The sequence below is a fragment of the Actinomadura formosensis NBRC 14204 genome, from assembly GCF_001552155.1.
Classification (GTDB): Bacteria; Actinomycetota; Actinomycetes; order Streptosporangiales; family Streptosporangiaceae; genus Spirillospora; species Spirillospora formosensis.
Genome location: NZ_BCQQ01000018.1, coordinates 18,923 through 32,863 on the forward strand (window position 1 = coordinate 18,923; position 13,941 = coordinate 32,863).

At 74.4% G+C, this 13,941-nt stretch carries 9 protein-coding genes; 6 read left to right on the plus strand and 3 right to left on the minus strand.

Going from position 1 to position 13,941, the window contains the following annotated elements; genetic code table 11:
• Positions 1-31: 31 nt before the first annotated feature.
• Positions 32-385: a YciI family protein gene (locus AF1_RS06925; RefSeq protein WP_067794172.1), complete on the minus strand. Its 354-nt coding sequence runs from the start codon at positions 383-385 to the stop codon at positions 32-34.
• Between the two features lie 309 nt (positions 386-694).
• Here AF1_RS06925 and AF1_RS06930 point away from each other — a divergent pair, with 309 nt between their 5' ends.
• Positions 695-1,591: a helix-turn-helix domain-containing protein gene (locus tag AF1_RS06930; RefSeq protein ID WP_067794220.1), complete on the plus strand. Its 897-nt coding sequence runs from the start codon at positions 695-697 to the stop codon at positions 1,589-1,591.
• Between the two features lies 1 nt (position 1,592).
• Here AF1_RS06930 and AF1_RS06935 read toward each other — a convergent pair whose 3' ends face one another.
• Complete coding sequence (locus tag AF1_RS06935; protein ID WP_067794173.1) at positions 1,593-2,153, minus strand: dihydrofolate reductase family protein; 561 nt, start codon at positions 2,151-2,153, stop codon at positions 1,593-1,595.
• Between the two features lie 121 nt (positions 2,154-2,274).
• Here AF1_RS06935 and AF1_RS06940 point away from each other — a divergent pair, with 121 nt between their 5' ends.
• The 5 genes from AF1_RS06940 (at position 2,275) to AF1_RS06960 (ending at position 13,108) form a co-directional block, all read left to right on the plus strand.
• Complete coding sequence (locus AF1_RS06940; RefSeq protein ID WP_067794174.1) at positions 2,275-5,478, plus strand: BTAD domain-containing putative transcriptional regulator; 3,204 nt, start codon at positions 2,275-2,277, stop codon at positions 5,476-5,478.
• A gap of 121 nt (positions 5,479-5,599) precedes the next feature.
• On the plus strand, positions 5,600-8,902 hold the full coding sequence (locus AF1_RS06945; RefSeq protein ID WP_067794175.1) for an FtsX-like permease family protein: 3,303 nt from the start codon (positions 5,600-5,602) through the stop codon (positions 8,900-8,902).
• Positions 8,899-11,490, plus strand: a complete 2,592-nt coding sequence (locus AF1_RS06950; protein WP_067794176.1) for an FtsX-like permease family protein — start codon at positions 8,899-8,901, stop codon at positions 11,488-11,490. The genes AF1_RS06945 and AF1_RS06950 overlap by 4 nt, the downstream gene beginning before the upstream one ends.
• The gene (locus AF1_RS06955) at positions 11,487-12,416 is read left to right on the plus strand and encodes an ABC transporter ATP-binding protein (protein ID WP_067794177.1); all 930 of its coding nucleotides are present in this window, start codon (positions 11,487-11,489) and stop codon (positions 12,414-12,416) included. The genes AF1_RS06950 and AF1_RS06955 overlap by 4 nt, the downstream gene beginning before the upstream one ends.
• Positions 12,413-13,108, plus strand: coding sequence for an ABC transporter ATP-binding protein (locus tag AF1_RS06960; RefSeq protein WP_067794178.1), 696 nt, complete (start codon positions 12,413-12,415; stop codon positions 13,106-13,108). The genes AF1_RS06955 and AF1_RS06960 overlap by 4 nt, the downstream gene beginning before the upstream one ends.
• Here the strand turns inward: AF1_RS06960 and AF1_RS06965 are convergent, their stop codons facing one another.
• The gene (locus tag AF1_RS06965; RefSeq protein WP_084262522.1) at positions 13,109-13,852 is read right to left on the minus strand and encodes a GntR family transcriptional regulator; all 744 of its coding nucleotides are present in this window, start codon (positions 13,850-13,852) and stop codon (positions 13,109-13,111) included.
• Between the last annotated feature and the right edge of the window lie 89 nt (positions 13,853-13,941).

Sequence of the window (13,941 nt, forward strand, 5' to 3'; positions counted from 1 at the left end):
GCACCGGCCGCCGCGCAAGCTCAGCGGCCGATCACTGCCCCGGGAAGGGGTCCTCCGGGCCGAACACCTGCTTGATGACGCCCGTGCCGTCCCCGACGATCGACCAGAACCGCTTGGAGAGCTCGATCGCCTCCTCCCGGCTGCGCACCTCGATGAGGGCGAAGCCGACGACGCCCTCCTTGGCCTCGGCGAACGGGCCGTCGGTGACGGTGATCTTGCCGCTGGACGAGGTGATGCGGGTGCCGTACGGCTCCAGCCCGCCGGTCGCGAGCAGCACCCCGGCCCTGGCCATCTCCTCGATGAACTTGCCCATCTCCGCCTGGAGCTTCTCGTCCGGCGGCGCGTCGTCGGGGCCGTTGTCCGTGGTCATCATCATGAACCGCATGCTGTTTCCTCCTTGTGTCCTTGCCCGGGTCATCCCCGGTCTTCGCTGACGCGTCGAACATGGGGTGAACGGATCGACATCTCGCCCGGATTTTTTCGGTTTTCTTTTCGGAACCGGAATCGTGCCAGGTCAGTGTGGTGTCGCTCGGGCATCCGGTTCAAAAACCGCAAGTCGCCACAAATCAGGATGTTCAGACCGGTGGGCAAGCGGTCCACCTGCGGGTAACTTTCTTCTCCGTAGGAAGATTTCTTGCACGCCGAGGAGGCATCCCGTGGAAGATCTAGCATCGGTCCGGGGGTGCGCGGGAGCATGAGCCGACATCCGGACGAGTCGATCCCCATCGTGCAGGACCACCGGACCGCCGGGCCGACCGTGCTGCGGATGCTGGTCGGCGCGCAGCTGCGCCGCTTCCGCGAGGCCGCCCGGATCTCCACCGAGGCCGCGGGCTATGAGATCCGCGGCTCGCACTCCAAGATCAGCCGGATGGAGCTGGGCCGGGTCGGCTTCAAGGAACGCGACATCGCCGACCTCCTGACCCTCTACGGCGTGACCGACCCCGATGTCCGCGAGGAGCTTCTGGAGCTGGCCGAACACGCCAACACCCCCGGCTGGTGGCAGGTGTACGGCGACGTGGTGCCCAGCTGGTTCGAGCCCTACCTCGGCCTGGAGCAGGGCGCCGTCGTGATCCGTGTCTATGAGATTCAGAACGTCCCGGAGCTGCTGCAGACCCCCGACTACGCGCGCACACTCATCACCGCCCGCCACCCCGAGGCGTCCCAGGCCGAGATCGAGCGGCGGGTCGAACTGCGCATGGCGCGCCGCCGCGTGTTCGACCGCCGCGAGCCGCTGAAGCTGTGGGCCGTCCTGGACGAGGCGGTGCTGCGCCGCGTCGTCGGCGGCCCCGCCACGATGCGCGCCCAGCTTGAGCACCTGATCGAGATGGCGGCGCTGCCCAACATCACCGTGCAGGTCCTGCCGTTCACGGCCGGAGGGCACGCGGCCGAGGGCGGCCCGGTGACGCTGCTCCGGTTCGCCGAGCCCGAACTGCCCGACATCGTCTACCTGGAGCAGCTCACCGGCGCCCTCTACCCGGACCGGGCGTCCGACATCGCCCGCTACCGGGACGTCCTGAACCAGCTCGGCGTCCAGGCCGAACCGCCGTCCCGCACGCCGGAGATCCTCCGGGCCGTCCTCGCCGGCCGCTGAGCTACTTGGCGGCCGGGACGTAGGTCGCGATGATGACGCCGGTCGTGAAGACCTTGGTGTCGGCCAGCTCGAACGATGCCGCGAAGCCCTTCCGGGTGAGCAGCTCCTCGGGGTCGCCGGGGCCGACGATCACGGGGTGGATCCAGAGGCGCAGCTCGTCCAGCAGGCCGTGCTCCACGAGCGTGCGCGACACCGGGCCGAAGCCGTACTGCAGGATGTCCTGGCCGTCCTGCTCCTTGAGCTTGGTGAGCTCGGCGACGGCCTCGGACCGGGGGATCGCCGTCGAGTCGCCCCAGGCCGGCTTCTTCAGGGAGTCGGACACGACGTAGTGGGGCAGGGTGTTCATCCGGACGCCGAAGTCACCGGTCGACTCCTCCATCGCCGGCCACGCCTGCGAGAAGCCCTCGAACGTCTTGCGCCCCATCAGCAGGGCGTCGCAGGAGAACAGCAGATCCCGCGCGTAGCCGGCGGCCTCGTCCTGGAAGTACGCCGAAGTCCAGTTCTGCGGGTTCTCGATGACGCCGTCGAGCGACACGTACGTCGAGTTGATGATCTTGCGCATGATGTCCTCCGTGAGATCGGATCGTGCTGTCCTTCTCGCTTGCTGGAACCACCATGCGCGACACCGTTTACGGGATTCTTACGGTCGCCTTCCGCGCATCGCTCCGCGTTAGGGTCGGAGCGTGCGATTCGGGGTACTCGGTCCGCTCGCCGTCTGGACCGACGACGGTGAGCTGGTGCCCGTACCCGGCCTGAAGGTCCGGGCGCTGCTGGCCGACCTGCTGGTGCACGAGGGCCGTCCCGTGCCCGCGGACCGGCTGATCGACGACCTGTGGGGCGGTGAGCAGGGCGGGGCACTGCCCGGCAACCCGATGGGGGCGCTGTCGGCGAAGGTGTCGCAGCTGCGCCGGGTCCTGGAGGACGCCGAACCGGGGGCGCGGGCGCTGGTCGAGTCGCGTCCCGCCGGGTATCTGCTGGGCGCCGGCGACGAGCGGGTGGACGCGCGGCGGTTCCAGATCCTGGTGGAGCGGGCGCGCCGGGCGGAGGAGCCGAAGGAGCGCGCGGAACTGCTGGCCGAGGCGCTGGGCCTGTGGCGCGGCCCCGCCTTGGCGGACTTCGCCGACGAGCCGTTCACCCGTGCGGCGATCGCGCGGCTGGCCGAGCTGCGGCTGACCGCGCTGGAGGAGCACGCCGAAGTGCGGCTCGACCTGGGCGAGCACGGCGCGCTGGCGGGAGAACTCGGCGACGCGGCCCGGGAGCATCCGCTGCGGGAGCGCCTGCGCGCCGCGCACATGCGGGCGCTGTACCGGGCGGGACGCCAGAACGAGGCGCTGGAGAGCTACGAGCGGTACCGGGCGCTGCTCGCCGGCGAGCTGGGCCTCGACCCCGGCTCCGAGCTGGCCGGTCTGCAGCGCGCGATCCTGCGGCAGGACCCCGCCCTGGACGCGCCCGCCCCGCCGCCGTCCCGCCGCCGGTCGAACCTGCCCGTACCGCCCACCGAGCTGATCGGGCGGGACGACGCGGTCCGCGACATCCGCGCCCGCATCGGCACCGACCGGCTGGTCACGCTGACCGGGCCGGGCGGGGTGGGCAAGACGCGGCTGGCGATCGAGACCGCGTCCGGGCTCGTGGACGCGTTCGGCGACGGCGTGTGGATGGCGGAGCTGGCCGGCTTCGAACGCTCGACCGTCCCGGATCTGGCGGACGTCGTGACCGCGATCCTCGACCTGCGGGACGCGCCGGGGGCCCCGGAGGCGGCGCTCGACCGGCTCGCGGCGGCGCTCGGCGCGCGCCGGCTGCTGCTCGTCCTCGACAACTGCGAACACGTGATCGAGCAGGCCGCCGGGCTGGTGGAGCGGCTGCTGCGGAAGGTCCCCGGGGTGCGGGTCCTCGCGACGAGCCGGGAGCCGCTCGGGCTGCCCGGCGAGGTGGTGTGGGCCGTCCCGCCGCTGGACGTGCCGCGCGAGCGGGACGATCCGGCGGAGTCGAGCGCGGTCCGGCTGTTCGCGGCGCGGGCGCAGGCGGCGGCCCGCGGCTTCCGGCTGGACGCGGGCACGGCCGGCCCGGTCGGGGAGCTGTGCCGGCGGCTGGACGGCCTGCCGCTCGCGCTGGAACTGGCCGCGACCAAGGTGCGCGCGCTCGGGATCCAGGGCCTCCTCGACCGGCTCGACGACCGGTTCCGGCTGCTGTCGTCCGGGCATCGCGGCGCTCCGGCCCGGCAGCGGACGCTGACCGCGATGATCGACTGGAGCTGGGACCTGCTGACCGAGCCGGAGCGGGCGGTCCTGCGGCGGCTGTCGGTGCACGCCGACGGCTGCGCCGCCGAGTCGGCCGAGGCGGTGTGCGCCGGCGCGGACGTCCCCGAGGCGGAGGTCCTGGACGTCCTGGTCCGGCTGGTCGACCGCTCGCTCGTCGTCATGACCGAACGCGCCGGCGAGGGGCCGCGCTACCGGCTGCTGGAGTCGGTCGCCGCCTACGCCGCCGACCGGCTGGCGGAGGCGGGCGAGACCGAGCGGACGCGGGCCGCGCACGGCCGCCACTACACCGGCCTGGCCGAACGCGCGGAACGCCACCTCTACGGGCCCGAGCAGGCGTACTGGCTGCGCAGGCTCGACCTGGAGTCGGCGAACCTGCGGGCCGCGCTCGACGCCCTGCCGGGCGGCGCGGCGCTGCGGCTGGCCAACGCGCTCGCCTGGTACTGGTTCCTGCGCGGCCGGCTGAGCGAGGCGCTGCGGTCGCTGGACGCCGCGATCGGCGTGGACGGCCCGGTCCGCGACCGGGCGAGGGCGCTGACCTGGCGGGCCGGGCTGTCGGTCCTGAAGGGCGTCCCCGGAGACTGGACGCCCCGCCGTGACGAGGCCCTGCGGCTCGTGGACGAGGCGGCGGACGCGCGCCTCGCCGCCTGGGCGCGCTGGTTCCTGATGTTCGCCCAGTTCGAACTGGACGATGCCGGGGCGAACGCGGTCATGCTGGACGAGGCGCTGGCCGAGTTCCGGGCGTCCGGCGACCGGTGGGGCGAGGCGGCCTCGCTGATCCTGCGCGCCAAGCACGCCCACGCGCACGGCGACCCCGCCGCGCTGGAACGTGACGCGGAGCGCGCCGCCGCGCTGTTCGGCGAGGTCGGGGACCGCTGGGGCCGGCTCCAGGCGATCGAATGGCTCGGCGCGGCGGCCGAGCTGACCGGCGACTACGAACGCGCGGAACGGCTGCAGCGGGACGGGCAGCGGATGGCCGAGGAACTGCACATGTGGCCGGACGTCGCCGTCCGGATGGCGTGGCGCGGCTGGGTCGCCCACCTGCGCGGCGACCACGCGTCCGCGCGGCGGCTGTTCGGGCGGGCGCACCGGGTGGCGGTGGAGCAGGGGTTCGCGCAGGCTGTGACGTTCGCCGATCTCGGGCTCGGGCTGGTGGCGCGCCGCGAGGGACGCCTCGACGACGCCGAGGACCGGCTTCGCCGCATGCTGGCGGCGGTGTCGCCGGAGGAGTTCCCGCCGCTGTATCTGCCGCTGGTCCAGACGGGCCTCGGATATGTGGCCGAGGCGCGCGGCGACGCCGCGCGGGCCGTCCGGTACCAGCGGGACGCGCTGACCGTCGCGATCAGGCTGGAGTCGCCGCGCGATCTGGCGTTCTCGCTGGAGGGGCTGGCCGCGGCGCTCGGCCTGGCCGGACGCTCCGGGGACGCGGCGGCGGCGCTGGCGACGGCGGCGGCCGTCCGGGCGTCGGCCGGGCTGCGGCCCGGTCCCGCCGAGCGGGAGGACATCGACCGCGCCGCCGCGCGTGCCGGGGATCCGGCCGCGTCAGGGGCCGTCCTGGAGCCGGTCGACATCCTCCGGCGCGCCGAGTCCGTCCCGCCGGAGGGGGTCTCCGTCTGGGCGCCGCCTGGATGATTTTCCGGTTATTGCAGGAACGTTGCGGAACATCACGGAATCATCGCGGCCCCTTGTGGTATAGGCCACAGCGGGGTGAGCATGATCGACTGTGAGACTCCGGGGGCTGGTTCTCAGGCGCATGGCGGGCGATCGCATGCTGATCCTCGCCGCGTGCGCGACCGCGCTGTTCGCGACCACCGTGCTCACCACCCTCGTCGGCTACACCGGGTCGGTGACCCGCGAGGGCCTGCGGCGCACCCTGGCGGAGGCGACCGCCGACACGACCGGGACCGTGATCGGCGCGCACGTCCCCGGCGGGGGCCTCACCAAGGTGCAGGACCGGATCGGCGGGGCGCTCAAGGAGATCTACGGGGACGTCCCGCTGTCGGTCTCGATGAGCGTGCGCAGCGACACCTACACGCTGCCCGGCCAGGAGAACAGCGCCCATCCCGACCTGACCGCGTTCCAGACCTTCACCGGGATCGAGCGGCACGCGCGGCTCGTCAGGGGACGCTGGCCCCGCGAAGGCGGCGAGCCGATCGAGGCGGTCCTGCCCGAACCGGCCGCTCGCGCCGTCCACGCGGACGTGGACGACGTCCTCACCCTGCACGGGCGCGTCGACAAGAAATCGGTCGTGCGGGTCCGCGTCGTCGGGGTGTTCGAGGTCCCCGACCCGGGTGCGTACTTCTGGCAGGACGACCGGCTCGTCACGGCCGGCGTCGTCCGGCTCGACTACACCACGTACGGGCCGTTCGTGGTGCCGCCCGGCGTGTTCGCGCAGCGCTTCACCGGAACCGGCGTGGACGCCCGCTTCACGGTCCTGCCCGACCTGCGCCGGCTGGACGCCGGCGACCTCGGCCCCCTCCGCGACCGGGTCGCCGGCACCCGGGCCACCTTCGCGAAGGCGGGCGGCGGCGGGGCGCAGTACACCGTCGTGACGAGGCTGCCCGAGCTGACCGGGCACCTGCACGACGCGGTGCTCGTCGCCCGCTCCACGATGCTCATCCCGGTGATCCAGCTGATCCTGCTCGCCGGGTGCGCGTGGCTGCTCGTCTCGCGGCTGCTCGCCGACCACCGGCGCGGCGAGGTCGCGCTGCTGCGCACCCGCGGCGTCGGGATGCGGCAGCTCGCCGGCCTCGGCTTCGCCGAGGGACTGCTGATCGCCCTGCCCGCCGCCGTGCTCGGCCCCCTGCTCGCCGGTCCGCTGCTGCGGCTCGCGAGCCACGCCCCCGCCGTCCGGGCGTCCGGGCTGCGGCTCGACCCCGGACCGCTCGCGCCGCTGTGGATCGTCTCGGCGGTCACCGCGCTGCTCTGCGCCGCCGCCCTGACGCTCCCGGCACTGCGCGGCGCCAACCGCACGTTCGTGGAGGTGCAGGCCGGGATCGGCCGCCCGCCGCGCGGCGGCCTGCTCGGCTCGGGCGCCGACCTCGCGCTGCTGCTGGTCGCCGGGCTCGCCCTCTGGCAGCTCACCCGGTACGGCGCGACCGGCGCGGACCTCGCCGCCGGCGTCGACCCGTTCATCGTGTCCAGCCCGGCCCTCGCGCTGCTCGCCGGCGGCGTCCTCATGCTCCGGCTGCTGCCGGTCGTGTCGCGGGTCGCCGAACGGGCCGCCACCCGGGGGCTCGGGCTCGTTCCCGTCCTCGGCACCCGGCAGGTCGGGCGGCGGCGGCTCCGGTACGCGGGCCCCGTCCTGCTGCTCGCCATGGCGATGGCCGTCGGGGTGCTGTCGGTCGTGACGATGGCGACCTGGCACCGCTCCCAGGCCGACCAGGCCGACTTCCAGAGCGGAGCCGACCTGCGGCTGGCCGACACCGCCGCCACCGGCGGCCCCACGCCGCTCGGCCACGGCGGGCGGTTCGCCGCGCTGCCCGGCGTCACCTCCGCGACCGGGGTGCTGCGCTCGGACGCCGACCTCGGCACCAGCCCGGCGACCCTCCTCGGGGTGGACGCGCGGGCGCTCGGCGGGATCCTGCGCGTCCAGCCCGGGCTGCACCGCGACCTGCGGCTGGACGGGCTGGCGAAGGCCCGCCCCGCCGCGCCCGCGCTGGCCCTCCCGGGAAGGCCCGGCCGGCTGAGCTTCGACGTGCGGCTGACCCACGACGGGCCGTACCCCCCAGAGCTCAAAGGGGGGAGGTCGCAGGGCGGCAAGTCCTTCCACCTCGCGGTGACGATCGTGGACGGCCGCGGGGTGGCCCGGCGGGCGATGCTGCCGGGCGTCGCCGCCGACGGCAAGGAGCACACCCTCACCCTGGACGCCGCCGCCCTCGCCGGGCCGGACGGCGTCCTCACCTACCCGCTGGCGGTCCGGGGCGTCCACTACCTCTACGACACCAACCCCGTCTCCGGGCAGCTCGCCCTCGACGTCCTGCGGGTGCGCGGCGACGGCGGCGCGGACGCGACGCTGCCCGCCGGCGGCCGCTGGGACGCCTTCGGCCAGACCAAGGACTCAGAGGTGAAGATCACCCCCCATGCCGAGGAGGCGAAGGGCGCACTGCTGCGGCTGTCCATCCCGCGCACCTCGTCCAAGCTGGTCTTTGGCGGGCTGCGGGGTGACATCTACCTGCCCGTCGCCGATGTCACGGTCCATGCGATGGTCGCCACGGCCACCCCGCCCGCCCACGACGGGATCAACACCGACCTCCAGCCGTCCGTCCCCGGCGTCATCACGAGCGCACTGGCCGCGCGCATCAAGGTCGGTGTCGGCGGCACGGTGACCCTGGGCACCCCCGGCGCCCAGCAGCCGATCCGGGTGGCGGGGATCGCGCCGGCGCTGCCGAGCGTGCCGGACGGGCAGCCCGCCGCCCTCGTCGACCTGCCCACGCTGACCGAGCGGCGGCTCGCCGTGAGCGGCGCGGACCCGGCGGGCATCGCGCCCGGCGAATGGTGGGCCTCGGTGCGCGGCGACCGCACCGGCCCGGCGGTGCGGGCCCTCGCCGCCCACCCCGACTGGGGCAAGGTCGCCGCGGACCGCGCCGCGCTGCGCACCCGGCTCCGCAACGCCCCGCTCGGCGCGGGACTCCAGGGCGCGCTCGTCCTCGGCTTCGGCACCGCGCTGGTCTTCGCCGTCATCGCGTTCGTCGTGAACGCGGCGGTGACGTCCGGGGAGCGGTCGCGCGAGTTCGCCGTGCTGCGGGTCATCGGCGTCCACCCCCGGCAGGTCGCCGGGATGCTCGCGATCGAGCAGGCGTACCTGGTCGCGCTCGGCCTGCTGGGCGGGACGGTGCTCGGCCTGATCGTCGCGCGGCTCGCCGTCCCGCACATCGTGCTCGGTGTGCGCGCCGCCCGGCCCTACCCGCCCGCCGAGGCGGTCGTCCAGTGGCCCGTGCTGCTCGCCATGATCGCCGGGGTGACCGCGGTGCTCGGGGTCGTGCTGCCACCGGTGATCGGGGCGCTGCGCCGCCGCGACCTCGGCGGGGAGCTGCGCATGGGGGAGGAGCGATGAGCAGTCCCGCCCTGCGGCTGGCCCGCGCGCACTGGGCGCCGCTCGTCGCGCTGGCCGTGCTGACACTGCTGTCCGCGCTGTTCGCCGTCGCCGTCCCGGCCCGCACAGCCGCCGGCTACGACCGCGCCGGGGCCGCCGCGGTCAGGGGGACCGACCTGCGGGTGGTGGGCACGGCGGCCGGTCCGGAGGCGGCGCGGCCCATTTCGTCCGGCGCGGCGCTGGAGACGGTCACCGTCGACTGGCAGACGCTGCTGCCGCCGTCCCTGCGCGACGTGGCCGGGGAGCCCGAAGGCTCGGTCGGCACGGCCCGCATGGACGTCCTCGGGAACGCCCCGCGCCCCCGGAAGCTGTCGCTGAGCCACGACCCGGGCGCGTTGAAACGGATTCGCCTCGTCGCCGGCGGCATACCGTACGCCGAGCCCGGCCGGCTCTCCGGCGACGTCCCGATCATCGTCTCCAAGACCTATGCCACCGCGATGGGCTACAAGGTCGGCACTCGGCTCGCGCTCACCGAGGGGTCCCGGCCCAGGGCCGTGCAGGTCCGCATCACCGGCCTGTACGAGCCGTTGAACACCGCCGACAGGTACTGGCAGTGGGGGCCGCGCTGGAGCATGCTGCGGCCCGTACCGACCCTGGTGAGCAACGGCAAGGAGGGGGTCCTGACCGATGTGGGCACGGCGCTGATGGGCGCCGGCGGATCCGTGATGCTCACCCGCGACCCGGCGCGGCAGCTCACCTTCACCTGGCGGTTCCCCATCCGCGCCGACAACGTGGACGCCGAGCACGCCGCCGCGATCACCGCCGACCTGGACCCCTTCCGGGCCGCGGTGCAGGGCCGCCCCGGCCTGTTCCCCTGCAAGGTGGAGACCGCGCTGGACACTCGGCTGAAGGGGTACACGGCCCGGCTGCACACCGCCCGGACCGTCCTCGGCCTGGCGCTCGGCGGGCTCGCCGCCGTCGCCGCCGGGGTGCTGCTGCTCGCCGCCGGGCTGATCGGCGAACGGCTCCGGCCCGTCCTCGCCACCATGCGGGCGCGCGGGGCGTCGCTGCGCCAGCTCGCCGCCCCCGTGTTCGGGCTGACGGCGGCGGCCGTCGTCCCGTCCGCCGGGCTAGGGTACGCGGCGGGACGGCTGCTGGACGCGGGCCCGCCGCAGCCCGGCTCGGCGTACGCCATCGCCGCGCTGGCCCTCACCGTCGTCACCGTGGCCACCGCGCTGGTCTGGCGGGAACGGGACGCCGGCCTCGGCGTCCAGAAGCGCGACGACATCGGCTCCGCCCGGCCGTCCCGGCGGCGGCTCGTGCTGGACGGCCTCCTCGTCGCGCTCGCCGTGATCGGCGTCGTGCTGCTGCGCCGGCGCGGCCACGCCGCCGGAACCGACCCGCTGGTCGCCGCCGTCCCCGCGCTGCTCGGCGCGGCCGTCGGCGTCCTCGTGCTGCGGGTCTACCCGTACCTGATGCGCGCCGCCGGCCCGGTGACGCGCCGCCGCCGCGGCGCCGTCGCGTTCCTCGGCCTCGCCCGCGCCGCCCGGCAGAACATCGTCGGGGCGCTGCCGCTGGCCGTGCTGCTGCTCGCCGCCGCCATCGCCGGGTTCACCGCCACCGTGGACACCGGACTGCGGGACGGGCAGGTCCGCGCGTCCTACGCCGCGGTCGGCGGCGACGCCCGGCTCGCCGCCGGGCCGGTGGACGAGGCCGCCCTCCGCCGGATCCGCGCCGTACCCGGCGTGACCGGCGTGCTCCCGGCCCGGATCGTCGAGACCGTGTCCACCGCGACGGACCCCGCGCCGATGACCCTGGTAGGCGTGGACCTCCACGCCTACCGGAAGCTCGCGCCGTCCGTGCCCGACATCCCCGACTCCGGGGTCCTGATGTCGCCGCTCGCCGCCGAGACCATGGGGCACGGCGAGGTGACGCTGAGCCGCCCCGGCCTCACCCCGATCCGCGTCAAACCGACCCGGACGATCGAGCGTTTCCCCGGACAGGAGACGGGCTCCGCGTTCGTGGTCGTCCCCTACAAGCTGATCGCCGCGGAGAAGGGCTTCCCGTCCCAGGTCTTCGTCACCGGCCACGACCTGGACGCCCGGAAGCTGAGCGCCGCCGCCGGCGGCGGCCGCCGCGTCGAGCTGCGCCGGGACGTCCTGCGCGGCATGGCGAGCGACGACATGGTGACCGTCGTCCACGACACCTTCCGGAACGACGCGGTCCTCGGCGGCGCGTTCGGGCTGCTCGCGGTGCTGCTCGTCCTGGTCGTCGGCGCCCGCGCCCGCGCCCGCACCATCGCGCACCTGCGCACCCTCGGGCTGAGCCGGCGGCAGAGCCGCGCGCTCGCCCTGGTGGAGATCGCGCCCGTCCTGCTCTGCGCCGTCGGCGCCGGCTGGGTGCTCGGCCTCCTGCTCCCCGAGATCACCGGCCCGGTCGTCGACCTGCGCCCCTACACCGGCGGCTACGCCGTCACCGCCCACGTCCCGGACCTGCCGGCGCTGCTCGGCCTCGCCGGCGCGCTGCTGCTCGCCGCCGCGGCGGCCGTCGCCGTCGACCGGGTCTTCGACACCGACCCCGGAACCGTCCTGAGAACGGGGGACTCATGACCGACACGCCCAGCCTCGCCGAACTGGAACGCCGCGCCGCCGAACGCGGGCCCGTCTACGGGGAGGGCGCGCACATCGTCTGCGACAACCTCGTCCGCATCTACAAGACCGACGGCATCGAGGTCGTCGCGCTCCAGGGCCTGGACCTGCTCGTCAACCCCGGCGAGCTGATCGCGATCGTCGGCGCGTCCGGCTCCGGGAAGTCGACGCTGCTGAACATCCTGTCCGGCCTGGACGTCCCGACCGCCGGCGTCGCCCGCGTCGCCGGGGCGGACCTGCTCACGATGACGGCCAAGGAACGCCTGCGCTTCCGGCGCGAGCAGGTCGGGTTCGTCTGGCAGCAGACGTCCCGCAACCTGCTCCCGTACCTGACCGCCGCGCAGAACGTGGAACTGCCGATGCGGTTCGCCGGCCGGTCCCGCCGCGAACGCGCCATCCGCGCCGCCGAACTCCTCGGCCTGCTCGGCGTCGGCGACTGCGTGGCCCGCCGCCCCGAGGAACTGTCCGGCGGCCAGCAGCAGCGCGTCGCGATCGCGGTCGCCGTCGCGAACGAACCGCACGTCATCCTCGCCGACGAACCCACCGGCGAACTCGACACCGCCACCGCCGCCGAGGTCTTCACCGCGCTCCGCCGCGTCAACGAGGAACTCGGCACCACCACCGTCGTCGTCACCCACGACCCGCAGGTGGCCGAGCGCGTCGACCGCACCGTCGGCATCCGCGACGGCCGCACCAGCAGCGAGGTCCGCCGCCGCGCCGAGGCCGACGGCACCCGCACCGCCGAGGAGTACGCCCTCCTCGACCGCGTGGGCCGCGTCCAGCTCCCGAAGGGGTTCACCGAGGCCCTCGACATGCGCGACCGTGTCCGCCTCAACCTGGAAAGCGACCACGTCGGCGTCTGGCCCGACCAGAAGGAGACCGAATGACCGCCCCGATGGTCGCCGTGGAGGACCTGGCCCGCACCTACCGGACGGGCAAGATCGAGGTCCCCGCGCTGCGCGGCGTGTCCTTCACCCTCGCCCCCGGTGAGCTCGTCGCGCTCAAGGGCCGCTCCGGGTCCGGCAAGACCACCCTGCTCAACCTGATCGGCGGCCTGGACACCCCGGACGGCGGCACCGTCCGCGTCGACGGCCGCGACGTGGGCGCCCTCTCCGAGGACGACCTCCTCGCCCTCCGCCGCGACGACATCGGCTACGTCTTCCAGTCCCACGGCCTGATCCCCGTCCTGTCGGCCGCGGAGAACGTGGAAGTACCGCTCCGCCTGGCCCGCACGCCCCAGGCCGAACGCGACGAGCGGGTCCGCATCCTCCTGGCCCTGGTCGGCCTGGCCGACCACGCGGCCCAGCGCCCCTACGAACTGTCCGGCGGCCAGCGCCAGCGCGTGGCCATCGCCCGCGCCCTCGCCAACCGTCCCCGCCTGCTCCTGGCCGACGAGCCGACGGGCCAGCTGGACTCCGAGACGGCCGCCGCGATCATGCCCCTCCTCCGCGCATTCGTGGCGAGCGAGGGCGTGACCGTCCTGGTGGCGACGCACGACCCGGCCCTGCTCTCCGAAGCGGACCGGGTCCTGACCCTGGAAGACGGCGCGATAACCGAAACCCCCGTCCCCACCCCCTGATCACCCGACCGGGATCGTGTACGCCAGCTCGTACCGATCCACGGGCACCACGATGTCGGCGGTCTCGACGGGCCGTTCTCCGGTGTAGGTGCGCCGGATCACCATCACGATGGCCCCCATCGGCTCGTCCAGCCGCTCGGCCTCGTCCGCGAGAACGGCCCGTGCCGTCACGACCTCGGTCGCCAGCGACACGTCCTGCCCGATGGCCCGCATCCGCGCGACCACACCGGCGCCCGCATACGGCCCCTCCTCCGGCAGCATCACCGGAGTCCCGCGGGTGAGCTCCAGCGGCTCCCATGACGTCGAGAGCATGACGGGCCGGCCGTCCGCGAGGAAGGTATACCGCGTCACCATGACCGGATCGCCTTCGGCGACGCCGAGCCGCTCGGCCACCACCGGCGTTGCCGCACTCGTCTCCGAGGCCGACTGCCACGTCCCCGAATACCCCTGCGCCTCCATGTCCGCGCGGAACGGGGAGGTCGCACGCCCGTGCGCGCGGTACCAGCTTCTGGTGAGGCGCTTGACCTCCGGGCGCTGACGCACATATGTGCCGCTGCCCGAGCGGGACTCGACGTACCCCTCGGACACCAGCAGCCGGACGGCCTCAACGGCCACGCGGTCCGACACGCCATGCTCGCGTGCGAGCTCGTGGCGTGAGGGAACCCGGTCGCCCGGGGCCAGGCGGCCTTCGACGATCTGTTTGCGCAGATCGTCGGCAATACGCAGGTATGCGGGCTGGGTCACGGTGACTCCGGTGGCGATGCGGGCGCGATTTCTCGATCCAAGCTTGACAAGCTGCGTACACAACTCTCAAGCTGAGTACTCAGCTTGAC